This is a genomic window from Streptomyces sp. NPDC024698 (assembly GCF_055559015.1).
Genome location: NZ_JBVHLK010000001.1, coordinates 927,083 through 948,369, shown reverse-complemented (window position 1 = coordinate 948,369; position 21,287 = coordinate 927,083). Strand labels below are relative to the sequence as shown.

Genomic DNA, 21,287 nt, shown 5'->3' with positions numbered 1-21,287 from the left:
GCCCTCCCTACCTTCGGGAAACAGCAGGTCGGTAAGCCCGGAGAACCAATGGAGGCGTGAGATGACTGCCCCAGCCACGAGTACGGCCCCCGCGCGGGGCGGTCGCTGGATCGAGGAGTGGGATCCGGAGGACGAGGTCTTCTGGGCCGAGCGGGGGGAGAAGGTCGCCCGGCGCAATCTGCTCTTCTCCGTGCTGTCCGAGCACATCGGGTTCTCCGTCTGGACCATGTGGTCGGTGCTGGTCCTGTTCATGGGACCTGAGTACGGGCTCACCCCGGCCGACAAGTTCCTGCTCACCTCGATGGTGACGCTGGTCGGCGCGGTGGTGCGGGTGCCCTACACCTTCGCCGTCGCGCTCTTCGGCGGCCGGAACTGGACCATCGTGTCCGCGAGCCTGCTGCTCGTGCCGACCGTCGCCGCGTTCGTCGTGATGAAGCCCGGCACCTCGTTCGGCACGTTCCTCGTGATCGGGCTGCTGGCCGGGGTCGGGGGCGGCAACTTCGCCTCCAGCATGACCAACATCAACGCCTTCTTTCCCCTGCGGAAGAAGGGCTGGGCGCTCGGCCTCAACGCGGGCGGCGGCAACATCGGCGTCCCCGTCATCCAGCTCGTGGCGCTCGCCGTCATCGGCGCGAGCGGCGGGCCCCGGGTGCTGCTCGGGATCTACATCCCGCTCGTCGTCGTGGCCGCCGTCCTCGCCGGCCTCTTCATGGACAACCTCACCACCGTGAAGAACGACACCGGCGCGGCCCTGGACGCCGCGAAGGACGCGCACACCTGGATCATGGCGTTCCTGTACATCGGGACGTTCGGATCGTTCATCGGCTACGCCTTCGCCTTCGGGCAGGTGCTCCAGGCCGAGTTCGGACGGACCCCGCTCCAGGCCGCCTACCTCACCTTCGTCGGCCCCCTGCTCGGTTCGCTGATCCGTCCCGTCGGCGGATGGCTCGCCGACCGTTACGGCGGCGCCAGGATCACCCTGGGGAACTTCGTCGCCATGGCCGTCGCGACCGGGGTCCTGGTGTTCGCCGGCCGTGAGAAGTCACTGCCCCTGTTCGTCTCCGTCTTCGTGGTGCTCTTCGTGCTCAGCGGGCTCGGCAACGGCTCCACGTACAAGATGATCCCCGGCATCTTCCAGCGAAAGGCCCGGGAAGCGGGGCTCGAAGGGGAGGAGGCCGCCCGCCACGGACGGCGGCTCTCCGGGGCCGCCATGGGGCTCATCGGCGCTGTGGGCGCGCTCGGCGGCGTCGGCATCAACCTCGCCTTCCGCCAGTCCTTCCTCGACTCCGGCTCCGGCACCGGAGCCTTCGTCTCCTTCCTCGTCTTCTACGCGGCCGCCTTCGCGGTCACCTGGGCCGTATACCTTCGGCGCCCGGCCGCCGAGCCCGGGGCGAGCGCCACCGCCGAGGCGAAGCCCCAGCTCAGCTACGCCGAGGTATGACGTAACACGCCCGACATCACCTCGATCCGAGCCTGTCACGGTCCGTTGACAGGCTCGGACCGGCCACGACGTACGACAGACGGCACAGCCCCCGTACGACGACTCGACGAGCGCGAGACGAGAACCCATGGACGACGAACAGCAGCGACCCGGACACGGGCCACTCTCCGGGTTCACCGTGGGGGTGACGGCCGCGCGCCGGGCCGACGAACTGGGCGTGCTGCTCCAGCGGCGCGGGGCCACCGTCGTGCACGCGCCGGCCCTGCGGATCGTGCCCCTCGCCGACGACGGTGAACTGCTCACCGCGACCAAGGAGTTGGTCGACAACGCGCCGGACGTGGTGGTGGCCACCACCGCCATCGGGTTCCGCGGCTGGGTCGAGGCCGCCGACGGCTGGGGCCTGGGCGAGGAGCTGCTGGCGCGGCTGCGGAGCGTGGAACTGCTCGCCCGCGGGCCCAAGGTCAAGGGCGCGGTCCGGGCCCAGGGGCTGACCGAGGAGTGGTCGCCGTCCTCCGAGTCCATGGCCGAGGTGCTCGACCGGCTGCTCGAAGAGGGCGTGGACGGCCGCCGCATCGCCGTACAGCTGCACGGTGAACCGCTGCCCGGCTTCGTCGAGTCGCTGCGGGCCGCCGGTGCCGAGGTCGTCCTCGTGCCCGTGTACCGGTGGATGCCGCCCGAGGACATCGCCCCCGTCGACCGGATGCTCGACGCGGCCCTCACCCGCGGTCTGGACGCGCTCACCTTCACCAGCGCGCCCGCCGCGGCCTCCCTGCTGTCCCGGGCCGAGGAGCGGGGCCTGCGCGCGGAGTTCCTCGCCGCGCTGCACCACGACGTCCTGCCCGCCTGTGTCGGCCCGGTCACCGCCCTGCCGCTCCAGGCCGCCGGCGTCGAGACCGTCCAGCCCGAACGCTTCCGGCTCGGCCCCCTCGTACAGCTGCTGTGCCAGGAACTGCCCGGCCGGGCGCGGACGTTGCCGATCGCCGGGCACCAGGTGGAGATCCGGGGCCACGCGGTGCTGGTGAACGGGGTGCTGCGGCCCGTCCCGCCCGCCGGGATGTCCCTGCTGCGGGCCCTCGCGCGGCGGCCCGGCTGGGTGGTGGCGCGGGCCGAACTGCTGCGCGCGCTGCCGGGATCCGGCCGCGACGAACACGCCGTGGAGACCGCGATGGCCCGGCTGCGTACGGCACTCGGCGCGCCCAAGCTGATCCAGACGGTCGTCAAGCGCGGCTACCGGCTCGCGCTCGACCCGGCCGCGGACGCCAAGTACGCCGACGCCTGAGGCCGCCGGTGCCGCGGCGGGGCAGGGGCCAGTCGGGCCGGCGCGAGCGTCGACAGCAGGGCCCGTACGACGTTCCAGCCGCCCACGCGAAGACGTGGAGGGCCCCCGCGATCAGGCCCGTCGCGACCGTGGCCGCATCCGCTACACCCGCGACGGCATCTCGCCGCTCCGTCCTGTCGGCCGTCATGTCCGACAGTGAACCGGCGGTCCGGAGCAGGGGACATGGCCGAGGAACGCGGCCGCGTACGCGGGCGTCCACGGCGCGTCCCGCCCGATACGTCCTGGCGCCCGGTAAGCATCCGGCACGCATCCGGTACGGGACCGGTGCCGAGTCTTCCGGCGGGGCGCCGGGGGATGCACTGTAGGGGGTACAGCGGCAGGTGACCCCAAGGCGGTGACAGGCGCATGGCATCGGGCATGGCCACAGCCTCGTACGAGCTGCGGTTCGACTCCGGGCGGATCTGCCTGGACCTGACGGCGACCACCCATCCCGACGAACGCCTCGACTCGACCGCCCGGTTGAGTGCCTGGGTCGTCGCGTGCGGACTGGTTCCCGAGGGCACCGCACTGGCCGCCGTGGACGCCTCATGGCTGCTCGGCTTCCGTGAACTGCGTGGACACGTCGCCCAGTTGGTCCGCGGCGAGCTGGACGGGCGGCCCGCCGACAGCGCGCTCGCCCGTGTCAACGCCGCCGCACTCGCGGCTCCGCCCGCCCCCCGGGCCGTGCGCGCCGACGACGGCTCGCTGCGACCGGGGCTGCGCACCCCTCCGTACTGCGGTGAACTCCTCTCCGTGGTGGCCCGGGACGCCCTCGACCTGCTCACCGACCCGCAAGCGTGTGCGAGTCTGAGACAGTGTGAGGGTGACAACTGCCCGATCGTCTATCTCGACACCTCGCGCGGCCGACGCCGACGCTGGTGCTCAAGTGAGTTGTGCGGCAATCGGGAACGCGTGGCCCGGCATCGGCGGCGGGCCGCCCTGGCACGCGCCTGAATCACATCTGTGCGTGATTTACACGTGACTCGACGTGATCGGTGCGCATTCTTTTCGCCGTCTACACATCTTCACCAGAAAAAATACTGAACACTTTGAACACCCGCGTACCAGCACACGTACCCGGTGATGAGCGACCGACTGGGGGAACCCCCGGACACCGGAGGTAGGCGTGCGCAAGGATTCAGCCGTGGCTGATGAACACAGGCCAAGGGCCCGACATCGCATGTCTCAGCAGTCTTCGTCGACCGAACCCGACGAAGAGCTGATGCGTGCGCTCTACCGCGAACACGCGGGGCCCCTGCTGGCCTACGTGCTGCGCCTGGTGGCCGGAGACCGGCAGCGCGCCGAGGACGTCGTGCAGGAAACGCTCATACGGGCCTGGAAGAACGCCGGCCAGCTCAATCGAGCGACCGGTTCGGTACGCCCCTGGCTGGTGACGGTCGCCCGGCGCATCGTCATCGACGGCCACCGCAGCCGGCAGGCCCGGCCTCAGGAGGTCGACCCGTCGCCGCTGGAGGTCATTCCCGCGGAGGACGAGATCGACAAGGCGTTGTGGCTGATGACACTGTCGGACGCGCTGGACGACCTGACCCCTGCTCACAGGGAAGTATTGGTCGAAACTTACTTCAAAGGGCGTACCGTCAATGAGGCGGCCGAAACGCTCGGCATTCCCAGCGGCACTGTGCGCTCACGGGTTTTCTACGCCCTTCGGTCGATGAAGCTTGCGCTTGAGGAGCGGGGGGTGACGGCATGAACACGTACGGGGGTTACGGAACAGGTGGTCCGGGAGCCATGCAAGGTCCACGAGGACAGCAAGGGTCCGGGGACAACATTCACGAGACTGTCGGCGCCTACGCCCTCGGCATTCTCGACGACATCGAGGCGACCGCCTTCGAGGAGCATCTGGCCTCCTGCGAGTGGTGCGCCCAGCAGCTCGACGAGCTCGCCGGCATGGAACCGATGCTCGCGGCACTCGCCGACCTGCCCGCCTCCCAGGGCAGCCCGGCCATCGCGGAGTCCCTCTCGGCCCGCCCGAGCCCACGGCTCGCGGAGCGGCTCGTCGACGAGGTCTCGACGCGCCGCGCCCAGAAGCGCCGGCGCGGCATGTACCTGGTGGCCGCCGCGGCCGCGCTGATCATCGGCGGCCCGCTGACCGTCATGGCGGTCAACGGCGGCAGCGACACAGGGACGAACACGCCGCAGGCCATGCCCACCAGCCCGGCCAAGGCCGCCTTCGAGGTCATGACCGACAAGTCGTCGGCCGTCGACCCGAAGACCAAGGTCAGCGCCGTCGTCGCGATCGAGCCGAAGGACTGGGGCACCCACGCGGTCCTCCAGCTCAAAAACGTCACGGGCCCGGAGAAGTGCTCCCTGATCGCCGTCGGCAAGAACGGCGAGCGCGAGACGGTGACCTCCTGGTCGGTCCCGGACTGGGGTTACGGCACGCCCAACGCCAAGACCGAGCAGGCCAAACAGCCTCTCTACGTCCACGGCGGCGCGGCCTTCACCCCGAACCAGATCGATCACTTCGAGGTCATGACCTTCGGCGGAAAGCGCCTGGTCGAGGTGAAGGCATGAGCGGACTCCGGGCGCGCACGTAGCCCGGCGGGCCTCCCTTCGCGTACGGTTGACGGCTGCCCAGCACGTCAGAAGGGGGCGCCCGGTGGCCGCTCAGGCTCAGCAGGAAACCGCGCTCGGCTCGGTCCGCACATCGGTCCCGGACGAATCCGTCAAGGACGACTCCGTACGGGACCGTGAGATCGCCGTCGAACAGGAACATCTCGACCGGGTCTACCGGCGCCTCGAGGAGAAGATCCACGAGGCCGAGTTCCTCATGCACGACGCCGCCCAGCGCGGTCACGTCGGTACGCCGGGGGCGCTCGCGGAGCGCGACGCCCAGGTGTTCCGCGCGGGAATCCACCTGAACCGTCTCAACAACGAGTTCGAGGACTTCCTCTTCGGCCGGATCGACCTGCTCCGCGGCAAGGACGGCGTGAAGGGGCCCGACGGCGCCTACACGGCCGTGGAGCCCGCCGAGGGGACGGTCCGCGAGGACAACACCGCCGACATCGCGGAAACGCTCCACATCGGCCGTATCGGCGTCCTGGACGCCGAGTACGCCCCGCTGGTGATCGATTGGCGGGCCCCGGCGGCCGCCCCGTTCTACCGCTCCACCCCGGTCGACCCCGGCCGGGTCGTGCGCCGCCGGGTCATCCGCTCCAAGGGCCGCAGGGTCCTCGGGGTCGAGGACGACCTCATGCGCCCGCAGGTGAAGGCCTCCCTCGACGGCCACGAGCTGCCCGTCATCGGCGACGGCGCGCTCATGGCCGCGCTCGGGCAGGCCCGCAGTCACACCATGCGGGACATCGTGGCCTCCATCCAGGCCGAGCAGGACCTGGTGATCCGGGCGCCCGCCGCGTCCGTGACCTATGTCGAGGGCGGCCCCGGCACCGGCAAGACGGCCGTCGCCCTGCACCGGGCCGCCTACCTCCTCTACCAGGACCGCCGCCGGTACGCGGGCGGCATCCTGATCGTCTCCCCGACCCCGCTGCTCGTCGCCTACACCGAGGGCGTGCTGCCCTCGCTCGGCGAGGAGGGCCAGGTCGCGATCCGCGCGATCGGCTCGCTCGTCGACGGCGTGGCCGCCACGCTGTACGACTCCCCGGCGGTGGCCCGCGCCAAGGGCTCGTACCGGATGCTGAAGGTGCTGCGGAAGGCGGCCCGCGGGGCGCTGGAGACCCCGGCCGCACCCGCCGGCGGCGCCTCCGGGCAGCTCGCCCTCGGCGAGCCCGACACGGCCCCCGCCGGCACGCCCACCCGGCTGCGGGTCGTGGCCTTCGGGCGCCGGCTGGAACTGGAGTCCGCCGAACTGGACCGCATCAAGCACAACGCGCTCGGCGGGACCGCGCCGGTCAACCTGCTGCGCCCGCGGGCCCGCAGGCTGCTGCTGGACGCGCTGTGGGCGAAGTCGGGCGCCGGGACCCGGCACGCGGACCCGGAGCTGGCCGCCGAGCTGCGGTCCTCCTTCGACGAGGACGTCACCTCCGAGGACAGCTTCCTGGCCTTCCTGGACGCCTGGTGGCCGGAGCTGACCCCGCGCGGGGTGCTGGCCGCCATGACCGACGAGCGGCGCCTCGGGCGCTGGGCGCGCCGCATCCTCAACCCCGGAGAGGTCCGCCGGGTGGCCCGCTCGCTCAAGCGGGAGGGGTTCTCCGTGCACGACGTGGCCATGCTCGACGAGCTGGAGGCGATCGTCGGGGCGCCGGCCCGGCCCAGGAAGCGCCGCGACCTGGACCCGCTGGACCACCTCACCGGTCTTGAGGAGCTCATGCCCCACCGCGAGGAGACGCAGCGCGAGCGCGCGGAGCGGCTGGCCGAGGAGCGGACCGAGTACGCGCACGTCATCGTCGACGAGGCGCAGGACCTCACGCCCATGCAGTGGCGGATGGTCGGCCGGCGCGGACGGCACGCCACCTGGACGGTCGTGGGCGACCCGGCCCAGTCCTCCTGGTCCGACCCGGACGAGGCGGCGGAGGCCAGGGACGAGGCGCTCGGCACCCGCCCCCGGCGCCGCTTCACCCTCACGGTCAACTACCGCAACCCGGCGGAGATCGCCGAGCTGGCCGCCAAGGTCCTCGCGCTCGCCATGCCGGGCTCCGAGTCCCCGTCCGCCGTACGGTCCACGGGCGTCGAGCCCCGGTTCGCGGTCGTACGGGACTCCCTGGCGCAGACCGTGCGCGCCGAGGCCGCCCACCTCCTCGACCGGGTCGACGGCACCGTGGGCGTCGTCGTCGCCATGAACCGGCGCGAGGAGGCCGCCCGCTGGCTCGCCGGGCTCGGGGACCGTGTGGTGGCCCTGGGAAGCCTGGAGGCCAAGGGCCTGGAGTACGACGCGACGGTGGTCGTCTCGCCCGCGGAGATCGCCGACGAGTCGCCCGCCGGGCTGCGAGTGCTGTACGTCGCCCTGACCCGGGCCACGCAGCAGCTGACCGTCGTCTCCAGCGGGCGCGACGAACCCGACGCGGCCGGGGTCCCCGACCTCCTGCGGGACTGACGCCCCGGCGGACGGGGTCCCCGGGCGTTCCGTAGGACCGACGCCCCGGCTCGGCCGGGAGACCGACGCGCCTCGCGTCGCCCGTCCGGCCCAGGGGCGCCGGCTCCGTCGGGGCAGGGGGGTGCCGGGCGCTCCCGGCCCGGCTGCGGCCCCGTCCGGGCCGTGGCCGCGGCCTTAGCCCGCCCCTCGTCCCGTCCCGGCCGAAAAGAACTCCCGGGACGGGAATTGCTCTACGGGAATCCTTTGTTACCTTTGACGTGACACCGGCCCGATCCAAGCCCCCGGGCCCAACCTTCGTCGCTACGAGCGACCACTTGCCGCGAGGCGAGCATGGCGGGTCGGTGTCATTGAACGTCGTCCCTCACCGAGGGACCCGAAGAGGCCCACGTCACCCGTGACGTGGGCCTCTTTCGTCACCCGACCACTGTCGTAGAGTGGAATCCGTTTTCCGAAACTGGCACCACCGGTGAACAAAACGTTCGCAATCCGGGGCGACTACCGCGTACTCAGGGGTAGGTGCGACGATCGGACGGCACAAGCAGTGACACGGTGAAAAGCAGAGGAAGTCGGCCATGGCAACGGCGCCCAGCGTCTCCTACTCGATGACGGTCCGGCTGGAGGTGCCCGCGAGCGGAACCGCGGTCTCCCAGCTCACGACGGCCGTGGAGTCCAGCGGAGGCTCGGTGACCGGCCTCGACGTGACCGCGTCCGGCCACGAGAAGCTGCGGATCGACGTCACCATCGCGGCGAGCTCCACCTCGCACGCGGACGAGATCGTCGAGCAGCTCCGGCGCATCGAGGGCGTGACCCTCGGTAAGGTCTCGGACCGCACGTTCCTCATGCACCTCGGCGGCAAGATCGAGATGCAGTCCAAGCACCCGATCCGCAACCGTGACGACCTCTCCATGATCTACACCCCGGGTGTGGCCCGGGTGTGCATGGCGATCGCCGAGAACCCCGAGGACGCCCGCCGCCTCACCATCAAGCGCAATTCCGTTGCGGTCGTGACGGACGGCTCCGCGGTGCTCGGCCTCGGCAACATCGGCCCCATGGCCGCGCTGCCCGTCATGGAGGGCAAGGCGGCCCTCTTCAAGCGCTTCGCCGGCATCGACGCCTGGCCGCTGTGCCTGGACACCCAGGACACCGACGCGATCGTCGAGATCGTCAAGGCGATCGCCCCCGGCTTCGCGGGCATCAACCTGGAGGACATCTCCGCGCCGCGCTGCTTCGAGATCGAGGCCCGGCTGCGCGAGGCCCTCGACATCCCCGTCTTCCACGACGACCAGCACGGCACGGCCATCGTCGTCCTCGCCGCCCTGACCAACGCACTTCGCGTCGCGGGCAAGGCCATCGGCGACATCAGGGTCGTCATGTCCGGAGCGGGAGCGGCCGGTACGGCCATCCTCAAGCTGCTGATCGCCGCGGGGGTGAAGAACGCCGTCGTCGCCGACATTCACGGCGTCGTGCACGCGGGCCGGGGCGACCTCGTCGACGCCGCCCCCGACTCGCCGCTGCGCTGGATCGCCGACAACACCAACCTCGAAGGCCTCACGGGCACGTTGAAGGAGGCGGTGCAGGGCGCCGACGTGTTCATCGGTGTCTCCGCCCCGAACGTGATCGACGGCGACGACGTGGCCTCGATGGCCGAGAACTCCATCGTGTTCGCGCTCGCGAACCCCGACCCCGAGGTCGACCCGGCAATCGCCCGCCAGACCGCGGCAGTTGTGGCCACCGGCCGCTCCGACTTCCCCAACCAGATCAACAACGTCCTGGTGTTCCCGGGTGTCTTCCGTGGCCTCCTGGACGCCCAGTCGCGTACCGTCAACACGGACATGATGCTGGCTGCCGCGGCCGCTCTCGCGAGCGTGGTGACCGAGGACGAGCTCAACCCGAACTACATCATCCCCAGCGTCTTCAACGACAAGGTCGCGGGCGCGGTCGCCGGAGCGGTGCGCGACGCGGCGAAGGCGGCGGGGGCGGCGGACGCGGCCAACACGAGCGCGTAGTACGGGCCGAGCCGGGCCGCACGCCCGTGCCGTACCGGCCGTCCTCCCGTCTGTGACGGGCGCCACGACCGCCCGGAACCCGGCGCGTCGCGGAACGCGGGGCCTGTGGCCGCCTCTAGGGTGGCGGCCAGGCTCAGGCCTCGCAGGGGCCTCTTCGTGTGACCCCCAAGGGTGTTCGTGTGACTCCCAGGGGTGCCGGATTGGCTTTCCCGCCGCAGGTGGGGGCAGGATGCGTCTTCGGGCGCGACGGTCTGGCCACGGACCCGGGTCCGGGAGCCGACCGAGGACCCTGGCAGCATCGGCTTCACTGTGCCCGATATGCGGCTCCGCCGCGTGGCACGCCTCAACAGCAAGAAGAACACGGGAGTAACAACATGAACCGCAGTGAGCTGGTGGCCGCGCTGGCCGACCGTGCCGAGGTGACCCGCAAGGACGCCGACGCCGTTCTGGCCGCTTTCGCCGAGACCGTCGGCGAGATCGTCGCCAAGGGCGACGAGAAGGTGACCATCCCCGGCTTCCTGACCTTCGAGCGCACCCACCGTGCCGCTCGCACCGCGCGCAACCCGCAGACCGGCGACCCGATCCAGATCCCGGCCGGCTTCAGCGTGAAGGTCTCCGCGGGCAGCAAGCTCAAGGAAGCCGCCAAGGGCAACTAGCCCGGGCGCCGGTACGGATCCCTCGGACGCGGGACGCGGGACCCGTACAAGGCCCAGCAACGCCAATGGGGCGGCCCCTTTCAGGGGGGCCGCCCCATCGTCGTACACGGACGCATCCGCCGCGGAGAGGCCGTTAGCGGCCGGCCGGGGCGGAGAGACCGGTGCTAGCCGAGGGCCTTGCCCGGCAGTTCGACCTTCGCGCCGAGAGCGATCAGCTTGTCCATGCTGTGCCCATCCGGGGGATAACCCCCGGACCCCCAGCCGGAAAGCGGCCGGCCGGGGCGGAGAGACCGGTGCTAGCCGAGGGCCTTGCCCGGCAGTTCGACCTTCGCGCCGAGAGCGATCAGCTTGTCCATGAAGTTCTCGTAGCCGCGGTTGATCAGGTCGATGCCGTGGACGCGGGACGTGCCCTGCGCCGCCAGCGCCGCGATCAGGTACGAGAAGCCGCCGCGCAGGTCGGGGATGACCAGGTCGGCGCCCTGAAGCTTCGTCGGGCCCGAAACGACCGCGGAGTGCAGGAAGTTGCGCTGGCCGAAGCGGCAGACGGAGCCGCCGAGGCACTCGCGGTAGAGCTGGATGTGCGCGCCCATCTGGTTCAGCGCGGACGTGAAGCCCAGCCGGGACTCGTACACCGTCTCGTGGATGATCGACAGGCCGGTGGCCTGCGTCAGGGCCACGACCAGCGGCTGCTGCCAGTCCGTCTGGAAGCCGGGGTGGACGTCCGTCTCCAGCGCGATGGACTTGAGCTGCGAGCCCGGGTGCCAGAAGCGGATGCCCTCGTCGTCGATCTCGAAGGCACCGCCCACCTTGCGATAGGTGTTCAGGAACGTCATCATCGAGCGCTGCTGGGCGCCGCGGACGTAGATGTTGCCCTCGGTCGCCAGCGCCGCGGACGCCCAGGAGGCGGCCTCCAGACGGTCCGGGAGGGCCGCGTGGGTGTAGCCGCCGAGCGAGTCCACACCGGTGATGCGGATCGTCCGGTCGGTGTCCATCGCGATGATGGCGCCCATCTTCTGAAGGACGCAGATCAGGTCCTCGATCTCCGGCTCCACGGCCGCGTTCGAGAGCTCCGTGACACCCTCCGCGAGGACCGCGGTCAGCAGCACCTGCTCGGTCGCGCCCACGGACGGGTACGGCAGCTGGATCTTGGTGCCGCGCAGCCGCTGCGGGGCCTCCAGGTACTGGCCGTCCTCCCGCTTCTCGATCTTCGCGCCGAACTGCCGCAGCACCTCGAAGTGGAAGTCGATCGGCCGGCCGCCGATGTCGCAGCCGCCGAGGCCCGGGATGAAGGCGTGGCCCAGCCGGTGGAGCAGCGGGCCGCAGAAGAGGATCGGGATGCGCGAGGAACCCGCGTGCGCGTCGATGTCGGCGACGTTCGCGCTCTCGACGTGCGAGGGGTCCAGGATCAGCTCACCGGGCTCCTCACCCGGACGGACGGTCACACCGTGCAACTGGAGCAGCCCGCGTACGACACGTACGTCGCGGATGTCGGGGACATTGCGCAGCCGGCTCGGCCCGCTGCCCAGCAGGGCGGCGACCATGGCCTTCGGTACGAGGTTCTTCGCACCGCGGACACGGATCTCGCCCTCAAGCGGGGTTCCGCCATGGACAAGCAGGACATCGTCGTTGACGGTCATGTATCTCGCGTTCCGATGAGTTGGGCACGGTGGGTCGTCGGCAGGCCGGTCGTACGGGAGCCGAACAGCAAGGGTAATGGCCACCCACCCCGGTGCAGTAAGCCCGAGGAGGACTCAGCTGGGTCATGGCTTGGCCACAACACGAACCGTTCCGCGCCGCGTACACGGGGTCACCGCCGCGTGTGTGCGCGGGCAACGCTTCGTTGCGCCCTGAGCTGCATTCACTCCCGTACGCGTATTGGCTCCCCACATGAAGGGAATGTGCGGGATCATGTCTGGCATGACCGAGGTGTCCTCGCTCACAGGGCGGCTGCTCGTGGCCACGCCCGCCCTGGCGGACCCGAACTTCGACCGTGCGGTGGTGCTGCTCCTCGACCACGACGAGGAGGGCTCCCTCGGTGTCGTCCTCAACCGCCCGACCCCGGTCGGTGTCGGCGACATCCTGGAGAACTGGGCCGGTCTGGCCGGGGAGCCGGGTGTCGTCTTCCAGGGCGGCCCGGTCTCGCTGGACTCCGCGCTGGGGGTGGCGGTCATCCCGGGCGGCACGGCGGGGGAGCGCGCGCCGCTCGGCTGGCGACGGGTGCACGGCGCGATCGGTCTGGTGGATCTGGAGGCGCCGCCGGAGCTGCTCGCCTCCGCGCTGGGCTCCCTGCGCATCTTCGCCGGGTACGCGGGCTGGGGACCGGGCCAGCTGGAGAACGAACTGATCGACGGCGCCTGGTACGTCGTCGAGTCCGAACCCGGTGACGTCTCCTCCCCGGCGCCGGAACGCCTGTGGCGCGAGGTCCTGCGCCGCCAGCGCAGCGAGCTGGCGATGGTGGCCACGTACCCGGACGACCCCTCCCTCAACTGACCGGCCCACCGGCGCCCGCGCCCTCCGTCCGCAGCACGCGACCCTTCCCTCAACTGATGGGTCCGAGCCCCAGTACCCTTGGGTTCATGAGCACTCTTGAGCCTGAGACCCAGCCCCAGCGAGGCACGGGGACGGGGACCCTCGTAGAGCCGACGCCGCAGGTGTCGCACGGCGACGGGGACCACGAGCGCTTCGCCCATTACGTCCAGAAGGACAAGATCATGGCGAGCGCGCTGGACGGCACGCCCGTGGTGGCGCTGTGCGGCAAGGTGTGGGTGCCGGGCCGTGATCCGAAGAAGTATCCCGTGTGTCCCATGTGCAAGGAGATCTTCGAGTCCATGGGCGCCGGCGGCGACCAGGGCAAGGGCGGCGACAAGAAGTGACACCGGCTTCCCGGAGCTGACACCCGCTTCCCGAAGCCGGACACCGCTTTCGACCGAACCACGGCCGCGACACCCCCGACGGGGGCGCCGCGGCCGTGTCGCGTGCCGGGCAGGGGCCGGCTCGTGCGAGGCGGGGGCGATGTTCGCGGTGTTCCGTGATCACAGACTGGTGTAGACCTCTTGTGGCCGGGCTCGCGCACTCCTTAGCCTCCAGGGTGTTGTGCGATGCGAAACCGCCATTGCGCACACCGCAACGCGCCCTGCCTGGAGGACACCGGTGAAGCCCCGCGCCCCCGAACCGCCGCGCCCCGAACGGTGACGTCCCCCGCGCCGTGCGACGCCGAGGCCTCATGGCCCGCCGTGCTCCGGACCGGGCTGGGGTCGTGGCCCGCGGTGCTCCGGACCGGGCTGGGGTCGTGGCCCGTCCGCGGGCATTTCCGCGCGCCCCGGGGCGGCGGGAATTCGTCCGCCGGTTCCTCGGACACCTTCTCGCGGCGGACCCCGCCGGGCTCGTCGTCGCGCTCACCGGATATCTCCGGGCGGGGGCACCGGGACGATTCCGGTTCCGATTCCGGACGGCCTCGCCGATCGAGTTCGCGGCCGTCCCGTCGATGTGCGTCGGGGCTCCGGCAAACCCCTCTTCCCCGCGGGCGGGACTTCGGACCGGCCGAACAGGGCCGGTTCGCCGACCCCACCGCGCACGGCGTTCCCCGCCGCCCTTCCCGGCCGTGCCGCGCCGCGGTTCCGCCGAGGCCGTCGCGGACGCGCGGAAGGCGTCCGTGAACCCGGCGGAGCGCGTGGCGCGCGATATCCCCGGCCGCTCCCTTTCCCCTCCGTGTTCCTCCGGATCGCGGCCGCCGGGACGTTTTCCCGCGCCCGCCCACGAGGAAGGGTTTCCCGTTCCGGAGTCCCTTCTCCCCGTCACCGCCGCGCGCGGTCCGCGCGGAAATCCCCGCTCCCCGGCGTGAACCGGGGAGCCCGACCGGACGGTATGCGCACCGCGTCCCGGGTGACGGCCATTCACCCGCCGGTCTCGTTCGTACGCGAACCCCCAGCGACCCGTCTCCGGCCCCGGCGGCGGCAAAGGACTGAAGGACGGATGGACATGATGGATACGGGCCTGATTCCCGCCCCCCTCGCCGTCGAAGGCGCCGGCGGGGGGCAGTTCACGCTGGACGCGGACACCGTCCTGTGGGCCGCGCCCGGCACGGAAGGCACCGCCCGCTGGCTCGGCGCGACACTCGGCGCCGCACTCGGACTACCGCTGCGACCTGGGCCGAGGGACGCCCCGCGCGCCGTACGCCTGCTCCTCGACGACACCCTGGGGCCGGAGGCCTACCGGCTCCAGGTCGGCGACGACGGCGTCGAGATCCGCGGCGGTGACGCGGCCGGCGTCTTCTGGGGTGCCCAGACACTGCGTCAACTGCTGGGCCCCGACGCTTTCCGCCGCGCCCCGGTCCGTCCGCGGACGGCGTACGAAATCGAGCACGGGATCGTCGAGGACGCGCCCCGATTCCGCTGGCGCGGCCTGATGCTCGATGTCTCCCGGCACTTCATGCCCAAGGAAGGCGTCCTGCGCTACCTCGATCTGCTGGCCGCGCACAAACTCAACGTCTTCCACTTCCATCTCACCGACGATCAGGGGTGGCGTGTCCAGATCAATCGCTACCCGAAGCTGACGGAGATCGGTTCCTGGCGGGCGCGCAGCAAATTCGGCCACCGGGCCTCACCGCTGTGGGAGGAGAAGCCGCACGGAGGCTTCTACACCCAGGACGACATCCGCGAGATCGTCGCCTACGCGGCCCAGCGGCATATCGCCGTCGTCCCCGAAATCGACATCCCCGGGCACTCGCAGGCCGCCATCGCCGCGTATCCGGAACTGGGCAACACCGATGTCATCGACACGACCTCCCTGACCGTCTGGGACAACTGGGGCGTCTCCAAAAACGTACTCGCCCCCACTGACAACACCCTGCGCTTCTACGAGGGGGTCTTCGAGGAACTCCTCGACCTGTTCCCGGCGGATCCCGGCCGCTTCCCGGAGTTCTCCGGCTTCTTCCACATCGGCGGCGACGAGTGCGCCAAGGACCAGTGGAAGGAGTCGGCCACGGCCCAGGCGCGCATCGGGGAACTCGGACTCGCCGACGAGGACGGGCTCCAGGCCTGGTTCATCCGGCACTTCGACAACTGGCTGTCCGCGCGCGGACGTCGGCTGATCGGCTGGGACGAGATCCTGGAGGGCGGACTCGCGCCGGGCGCCGCGGTGTCGTCGTGGCGCGGCTACCAGGGCGGCGTCACGGCCGCGCGCGCGGGCCACGACGTCGTCATGTGCCCCGAGCAGCATGTGTACCTGGACTACCGTCAGGCCGCGGGCGAGGACGAGCCGGTGCCGATCGCCTACGTGCGCACCCTTGAGGACGTCTACCGCTTCGAGCCGGTTCCACCGCAGCTCACCGAGGCCGAGGCGCGGCACGTGCTGGGCACCCAGGCCAACGTGTGGACCGAGGTGATGGAGGACCCCGCGCGCGTGGACTACCAGGCCTTCCCGAGGCTCGCCGCCTTCGCCGAGGTCGCCTGGAGCCGTCTGCCGGCCCCCGCGGAACGGGACTTCGCCGGCTTCGAGCGGCGGATGGACGCCCACTACGGGCGGCTCGACGCCCTCGGCGTGGCCTACCGGGCACCCTCGGGCCCGAGGCCCTGGCAGCGGCGGCCCGGCGTGCTCGGACGCCCGATCGAGGGGGCGCCCCCGAACGTGTGAGACCGCTCACGGTCCCCCGGCTCCGGGGCGGATGCCCCGGAGTCGTTGCACCACAAGGAAAAAGGCCCCCAAGGGTCACCGAAGAGTGACAATGGGCCGCCGGCGCCGATGCCGTGCGAAAACGGTCCATCTCCCTGGTGAGGCGGGCGAATGCCTCCTAGCGGACCCCCGCGTCGAGGGGCCGGGAAGATGTGCCAGAGTTGCCACGTCCGCCCTGTCAGCACGTACCGTACGGCAGCACAGGTGGGACCAGGTGGGGCAGCGGGAAGGGGCAACCGGTTTGACCACGCACGCACCGCGGACGGCGCAGGCCGTGACGCTGCCCGTCTCGCTGGACGAGGCGGTGGCGGCGCTGTCCGCCATGCCCACGGCCGTTCCGGTCGCGGGCGGCACGGATCTGATGGCCGCGGTCAACTCCGGACAGCTGAGGCCGGCCGCGCTCGTCGGCCTCGGCCGGATCACCGAGATCCGGGGCTGGCAGTACCAGGACGGCCACGCGCTGCTCGGCGCCGGCCTCACGCACGCCCGCATGGGCCGCCCCGACTTCGCCGCGCTCATCCCGGCGCTCGCGGCCGCCGCACGGGCGGCGGGACCGCCGCAGATCCGCAACGCCGGCACCCTCGGTGGCAACATCGCCTCGGCCGCCCCCACCGGGGACGCGCTGCCCGTACTGGCCGCCCTGGAGGCCACGCTGATCATCGCGGGGCCGGGCGGAGCCCGCCGCGAGATCCCCGTGTCGCACCTGCTCGCCGGCGTGGACATGCTCCGCGGCGGAGAGCTCATCGGCTATGTGCGCGTGCCGCTGCTGCACGCCCCGCAGGTCTTCCTGAAGGCCACAGGACGCACCGGACCCGGACGCGCCATCGCCTCGGTCGCGGTCGTCCTCGACCCGGCCCGGCGCGGTGTGCGCTGCGCCGTCGGCGCCATAGCGCCGATGCCGCTGCGCCCCCTGGACGCCGAGGCCTGGGTGGCCCAGCTGATCGACTGGGACAACAGCCGCGCGATCGTCCCCGAGGCGCTGCACGCGTTCGGCGAGTACGTGGCCGCGGCCTGCATCCCGGACCCCGTCCCCGCCGAGGACGGCACCCTGACACCGCTCCCGCCCGCCGTACTGCATCTGCGGCGCACCGTAGCCGCGCTGGCCCGACGAGCACTTGGAAGGGCACTGTCGTGACCGACGACCAGCACGAAGAGGGCGCCGCGCGCGGAGGGAGCCGCTGGGACCCGCTGCCGCAGGGCGACTACGACGACGGCGCCACCGCCTTCGTCAAGCTCCCCGAGGGAGGCATCGAGGCCCTCCTCGCCGCCCGGGAGCCCCTCGCCGCGCCCGGACACGGCTATGTGCCCCCGCAGATCACCCCCGCCCCGCCCGAGCCCGCGGACCCGGACCGGGGCGGAACCTGGGCAGGACAGGGCGGCACCGGTCGCTGGCAGGAAGGCGACCCCGGCCGGCCGGGCCAGGGCGGTCACGACGACCGGTTCACGTACACGCCCGGGTCCACCGGACAGTGGCAGTTCGACGACGGCGCCGGGCACGGCCAAGGGCAGGGCCCCGGGCACGACGTGACCGGCCAGTGGTCGATCCCGGTGGCCGGAGGCGACCTCCCGGACGAATCGGGCGAGTTCACCACGTCCGCGCTGGTCGAGCAGTGGGGCGGCACGCCGCCTCCCACGCTCCCCGGCGGCGCGGCCGCGCCATGGGCCGGCGAGATCGGACAGCCCTGGACCGCCGACGTCCACGAAGCGACCGCTGAGGCCCCCGCCGGACTCGCGGGGGCTCCTGGGGTCGAAACGCCCGCGCAGGCCGCCCAGTACCCCGTACAGCCCGCTCACGAGGCACCCGAGTTCGCGGCCGACCCCGAACCGGTGACGGCGGAGACCCGCGAGGTGTCCGAGCCGGATCCGGCCCACGAGGCCACCGCGACGGACGAGGAGAGCTCCGACGCGGAGCTCCTGACCCCGGCCGGGCCCGACGACCACCCCCTCGCCTCCTACGTCCTGCGCGTCAACGGCGCCGACCGGCCGGTCACCGACGCCTGGATCGGCGAGTCGCTGCTCTACGTGCTGCGCGAGCGGCTCGGCCTCGCGGGCGCCAAGGACGGCTGCTCGCAGGGCGAGTGCGGCGCCTGCAACGTCCAGGTGGACGGCCGGCTCGTGGCGTCCTGCCTGGTGCCCGGCGTCACCGCGGCCGGCAGCGACGTACGCACCGTCGAGGGCCTGGCCGCCGACGGACAGCCCTCCGACGTCCAGCGCGCGCTGGCCAAGTGCGGCGCCGTGCAGTGCGGCTTCTGCGTCCCCGGCATGGCGATGACCCTGCACGACCTGCTGGAGGGCAACCCCGCGCCGACCGAGCTGGAGACCCGTCAGGCCCTGTGCGGCAACCTGTGCCGCTGCTCGGGCTACCGCGGTGTCCTGGACGCGGTGCGCGAGGTCGTCGCCGAACGCGAGGCGCACTCCGCCGCCGCTGCCGAGGCCGCCCCCGAGCCCGACGAGGCCCGTATCCCGCACCAGGCCGGCCCCGGCGCCGGCGGCGTCCACCCCTCCGCCTACGAGGACGGCGCCGCCTACGGTGTACCGGCACAGCACGACCAGCCGTACGGCCAGGACGGAGGCCAGGCGTGACCAACCAAGCCGCGACGGCGACACCTGCGGCGCCCGAGGCGGGCCCCGAGCCCCTGCCGCACGGGCTCGGCGTCTCGCTGCCCGCCGCCGAGGACCGCGCCAAGACCGAGGGCACGTTCCCGTACGCCGCCGACCTGTGGGCCGAGGGCCTGCTGTGGGCCGCCGTCCTGCGCTCGCCCCACCCGCACGCCCGCATCCTGTCCATCGACACCAGCCACGCGCGCGAGATGCCCGGCGTACGCGCCGTCATCACCCACGAGGACGTGCCCGGCACCCCGCTGCACGGCCGCGGCAGAGCCGACCGCCCGGTGTTCGCCTCCGACGTCGTACGCCACCACGGCGAGCCCATCGCGGCCGTCGCCGCCGACCACCCCGACACCGCGCGGATGGCCGCCGCCGCCGTCATCGTCGAGTACGAGGTACTCGAACCGGTCACCGACCCGGAGCACGCCTTCGAGGCCGAGGCACTGCACCCCGACGGCAACCTGATCCGGCACATCCCGCTCAGCCACGGCGACCCGGACGCGGTCGGCGAGGTCGTCGTCGAGGGCCTGTACCGCATCGGCCGCCAGGACCCCGCCCCCATCGGAGCCGAGGCCGGACTCGCCGTGCCCCGCCCCGACGGCGGCGTCGAGCTCTACATCGCCTCCACCGACCCCCACAGCGACCGCGACGCCGCCGCCGCCTGCTACGGCCTCGAACCCGCGCGCGTGAAGGTCGTCGTCACCGGCGTCCCCGGAGCCACCGCCGACCGCGAGGACCAGGGCTTCCAGCTCGCGCTCGGCCTCCTCGCCCTGGCGACCGGCTGCCCGGTGAAACTCACCACCACGCGCGAGGAGTCCTTCCTCGGCCACGCCCACCGGCATCCGACCCTGCTGCGCTACCGCCACCACGCCGACGCCGAGGGCAACCTCGTCAAGGTCGAGGCGCAGATCCTGCTCGACGCGGGCGCCTACGCCGACACCTCGGGCGAGTCGCTGGCCGCCGCGGTCTCCTTCGCCTGCGGCCCGTACGTCGTCCCGAACGCCTTCATCGAGGGCTGGGCCGTGCGCACCAACAACCCGCCCTCGGGCCATGTGCGCGGCGAGGGCGCCCTCCAGGTCTGCGCCGCCTACGAGGCCCAGATGGACAAGCTCGCCAAGAAGCTCGGCGTCGACCCCGCCGAACTGCGCCTGCGCAACGTCATGGCCACCGGCGACGTCCTGCCGACCGGCCAGACGGTGACCTGCCCCGCGCCCGTCGCCGAACTGCTCCAGGCCGTGCGCGACTACCCGCTGCCCGCCCTGCCCAAGGACACGCCCGAGGACGAGTGGCTGCTGCCCGGCGGCCCCGAGGGCGCGGGCGAACCCGGCGCCGTACGCCGTGGCGTCGGCTACGGACTCGGCATGGTGCACATGCTCGGCGCCGAGGGCGCCGACGAGGTCTCGACGGCCACCGTGAAGGTCCACGACGGCGTCGCCACCGTGCTCTGCGCGGCCGTGGAGACCGGCCAGGGCTTCACCACGCTGGCCCGGCAGATCGTCCAGGAGACCCTCGGCATCGACGAGGTGCACGTGGCCCCCGTCGACACCGACCAGCCCCCGGCCGGCCCCAGCTGCCGTGGCCGGCACACCTGGGTGTCCGGCGGAGCGGTCGAACGCGCGGCCAAGATGGTCCGCACCCAGCTGCTCCAGCCCCTGGCGCACAAGTTCGGCATGTCCACCGAACTGCTCCAGATCACCGACGGCAAGATCACCTCGTACGACGGGGTGCTGTCGACCACCGTCACCGAGGCGATGGACGGCAAGGAGCTGTGGGCGACCGCGCAGTGCCGCCCGCACCCGACCGAACCGCTGGACGAGGCCGGCCAGGGCGACGCCTTCGTGGGCCTCGCGTTCTGCGCCATCCGCGCGGTGGTGGACGTCGACATCGAACTGGGCTCGGTACGGGTCGTCGAGCTGGCGCTCGCCCAGGACGTCGGCCGGATCCTCAACCCGGCACAGCTCAGAACCCGCATCGAGGCGGGCGTCACCCAGGGGGTGGGCGCCGCGCTGACCGAGAACCTGCGGACCAACCGCGGCGTGGTCCGGCACCCGGATCTCACCGGCTACGCCCTGCCGACCGCCCTGGACGCGCCCGACATCCACATCGTCAAGCTGGTCGAGGAGCGCGACGTCGTCGCGCCCTTCGGCGCCAAGGCGGCCAGCGCCGTGCCGGTGGTCACCTCGCCCGCGGCCATCGCGTCCGCCGTACGGGCGGCCACCGGCCGGCCGGTCAACCGTCTGCCCATCCGCCCCCAGGCGGCCGTGGTGACGGCCTCGTGAGCGCGCCGGAGCCGGTGGCCGGCGAACCCGCGCAGGACGGCCTCGACCCCGCCGTCCCCAGCGCCGATGCCGGGCAGCCGCGCTACGAACCCCCGCCCAGCGTGGGCAAGCTGCTGGTCTGGGTGCTGGTGTTCGTGCTGGCGGCCGTGGTCGTCGTCCTGGGCGGCGTGTACTTCACCTGACGGGCCCGCACCCCGGCCGTCTTGCTCGCGTGCGCGTCTTCTTCCCGCGCCCCTTCGGCGTTGTCAGTGGGTCGGCGTATCGTTCTGGAGCGATGGGGAACTGCCGTGGCACGACCG

Annotated in this window: 16 protein-coding genes; 15 read left to right on the top strand and 1 reads right to left on the bottom strand. The window is 72.1% G+C overall.

Translation table 11 applies throughout. The features are described 5' to 3' along the window. Positions 1-61 precede the first annotated feature (61 nt). The 8 genes from ACZ4AA_RS04100 (at position 62) to ACZ4AA_RS04065 (ending at position 10,432) form a co-directional block, all read left to right on the top strand. The gene (locus tag ACZ4AA_RS04100; RefSeq protein ID WP_467594831.1) at positions 62-1,441 is read left to right on the top strand and encodes a nitrate/nitrite transporter; all 1,380 of its coding nucleotides are present in this window, start codon (positions 62-64) and stop codon (positions 1,439-1,441) included. 127 nt (positions 1,442-1,568) lie between these two features. Continuing rightward, complete coding sequence (locus ACZ4AA_RS04095) at positions 1,569-2,720, top strand: uroporphyrinogen-III synthase (RefSeq protein ID WP_467594828.1); 1,152 nt, start codon at positions 1,569-1,571, stop codon at positions 2,718-2,720. Positions 2,721-3,125: 405 nt separating this feature from the next. Beyond that, a complete protein-coding gene (locus tag ACZ4AA_RS04090; RefSeq protein ID WP_467594825.1) occupies positions 3,126-3,713 on the top strand; it encodes a CGNR zinc finger domain-containing protein in 588 nt (195 codons plus the stop codon). A gap of 226 nt (positions 3,714-3,939) precedes the next feature. Further along, positions 3,940-4,470, top strand: a complete 531-nt coding sequence (locus ACZ4AA_RS04085) for a sigma-70 family RNA polymerase sigma factor (RefSeq protein ID WP_037619265.1) — start codon at positions 3,940-3,942, stop codon at positions 4,468-4,470. A gap of 38 nt (positions 4,471-4,508) precedes the next feature. Beyond that, positions 4,509-5,294 (top strand): anti-sigma factor family protein, encoded by a 786-nt coding sequence (locus ACZ4AA_RS04080; RefSeq protein WP_467594819.1) that lies wholly within the window; start codon positions 4,509-4,511, stop codon positions 5,292-5,294. An 85-nt stretch (positions 5,295-5,379) separates the two neighbouring features. Then, complete coding sequence (locus ACZ4AA_RS04075; protein ID WP_467594816.1) at positions 5,380-7,770, top strand: HelD family protein; 2,391 nt, start codon at positions 5,380-5,382, stop codon at positions 7,768-7,770. 572 nt (positions 7,771-8,342) lie between these two features. Next, a complete protein-coding gene (locus ACZ4AA_RS04070; protein ID WP_467594813.1) occupies positions 8,343-9,776 on the top strand; it encodes an NAD-dependent malic enzyme in 1,434 nt (477 codons plus the stop codon). 374 nt (positions 9,777-10,150) lie between these two features. Continuing rightward, positions 10,151-10,432 carry an HU family DNA-binding protein gene (locus ACZ4AA_RS04065; RefSeq protein WP_037619258.1) on the top strand — a complete coding sequence of 94 codons (282 nt, stop codon included), beginning with the start codon at positions 10,151-10,153 and terminating at the stop codon, positions 10,430-10,432. Positions 10,433-10,728: 296 nt separating this feature from the next. On the opposite strand, the gene murA is transcribed toward ACZ4AA_RS04065, so the two are convergent. Continuing rightward, positions 10,729-12,069 (bottom strand): UDP-N-acetylglucosamine 1-carboxyvinyltransferase, encoded by a 1,341-nt coding sequence (gene murA, locus ACZ4AA_RS04060; protein ID WP_339129611.1) that lies wholly within the window; start codon positions 12,067-12,069, stop codon positions 10,729-10,731. A 280-nt stretch (positions 12,070-12,349) separates the two neighbouring features. Here murA and ACZ4AA_RS04055 point away from each other — a divergent pair, with 280 nt between their 5' ends. The 7 genes from ACZ4AA_RS04055 to ACZ4AA_RS04025 all read left to right on the top strand — a co-directional run bounded on the left by ACZ4AA_RS04055 (position 12,350) and on the right by ACZ4AA_RS04025 (position 21,170). Next, on the top strand, positions 12,350-12,922 hold the full coding sequence (locus ACZ4AA_RS04055; RefSeq protein ID WP_467594809.1) for a YqgE/AlgH family protein: 573 nt from the start codon (positions 12,350-12,352) through the stop codon (positions 12,920-12,922). 86 nt (positions 12,923-13,008) lie between these two features. Further along, a complete protein-coding gene (locus ACZ4AA_RS04050; protein WP_103554931.1) occupies positions 13,009-13,305 on the top strand; it encodes a DUF3039 domain-containing protein in 297 nt (98 codons plus the stop codon). 1,099 nt (positions 13,306-14,404) lie between these two features. Further along, on the top strand, positions 14,405-16,063 hold the full coding sequence (locus ACZ4AA_RS04045) for a beta-N-acetylhexosaminidase (protein ID WP_467594805.1): 1,659 nt from the start codon (positions 14,405-14,407) through the stop codon (positions 16,061-16,063). Positions 16,064-16,343: 280 nt separating this feature from the next. Beyond that, positions 16,344-17,237 (top strand): FAD binding domain-containing protein, encoded by an 894-nt coding sequence (locus ACZ4AA_RS04040; RefSeq protein ID WP_467594802.1) that lies wholly within the window; start codon positions 16,344-16,346, stop codon positions 17,235-17,237. Beyond that, positions 17,234-18,685, top strand: coding sequence for a (2Fe-2S)-binding protein (locus ACZ4AA_RS04035; RefSeq protein ID WP_467594799.1), 1,452 nt, complete (start codon positions 17,234-17,236; stop codon positions 18,683-18,685). Before ACZ4AA_RS04040 ends, ACZ4AA_RS04035 begins: the two co-directional genes overlap by 4 nt. Continuing rightward, positions 18,682-20,988, top strand: a complete 2,307-nt coding sequence (locus ACZ4AA_RS04030; protein WP_467594796.1) for a xanthine dehydrogenase family protein molybdopterin-binding subunit — start codon at positions 18,682-18,684, stop codon at positions 20,986-20,988. Before ACZ4AA_RS04035 ends, ACZ4AA_RS04030 begins: the two co-directional genes overlap by 4 nt. Beyond that, positions 20,985-21,170, top strand: a complete 186-nt coding sequence (locus ACZ4AA_RS04025) for a hypothetical protein (protein WP_467594793.1) — start codon at positions 20,985-20,987, stop codon at positions 21,168-21,170. The genes ACZ4AA_RS04030 and ACZ4AA_RS04025 overlap by 4 nt, the downstream gene beginning before the upstream one ends. Positions 21,171-21,287: the final 117 nt, after the last annotated feature.

Coding starts and splice junctions, on each gene's coding strand:
- ACZ4AA_RS04090 (WP_467594825.1), top strand. CDS start 3,126: ATGGCATCGGGCATGGCCACAGCCTCGTACGAGCTGCGGTTCGACTCC.
- ACZ4AA_RS04085 (WP_037619265.1), top strand. CDS start 3,940: ATGTCTCAGCAGTCTTCGTCGACCGAACCCGACGAAGAGCTGATGCGT.
- ACZ4AA_RS04050 (WP_103554931.1), top strand. CDS start 13,009: ATGAGCACTCTTGAGCCTGAGACCCAGCCCCAGCGAGGCACGGGGACG.
- ACZ4AA_RS04070 (WP_467594813.1), top strand. CDS start 8,343: ATGGCAACGGCGCCCAGCGTCTCCTACTCGATGACGGTCCGGCTGGAG.
- ACZ4AA_RS04065 (WP_037619258.1), top strand. CDS start 10,151: ATGAACCGCAGTGAGCTGGTGGCCGCGCTGGCCGACCGTGCCGAGGTG.
- ACZ4AA_RS04045 (WP_467594805.1), top strand. CDS start 14,405: ATGGACATGATGGATACGGGCCTGATTCCCGCCCCCCTCGCCGTCGAA.
- ACZ4AA_RS04100 (WP_467594831.1), top strand. CDS start 62: ATGACTGCCCCAGCCACGAGTACGGCCCCCGCGCGGGGCGGTCGCTGG.
- ACZ4AA_RS04080 (WP_467594819.1), top strand. CDS start 4,509: ATGCAAGGTCCACGAGGACAGCAAGGGTCCGGGGACAACATTCACGAG.
- ACZ4AA_RS04095 (WP_467594828.1), top strand. CDS start 1,569: ATGGACGACGAACAGCAGCGACCCGGACACGGGCCACTCTCCGGGTTC.
- ACZ4AA_RS04055 (WP_467594809.1), top strand. CDS start 12,350: ATGACCGAGGTGTCCTCGCTCACAGGGCGGCTGCTCGTGGCCACGCCC.
- murA (WP_339129611.1), bottom strand. CDS start 12,069: ATGACCGTCAACGACGATGTCCTGCTTGTCCATGGCGGAACCCCGCTT.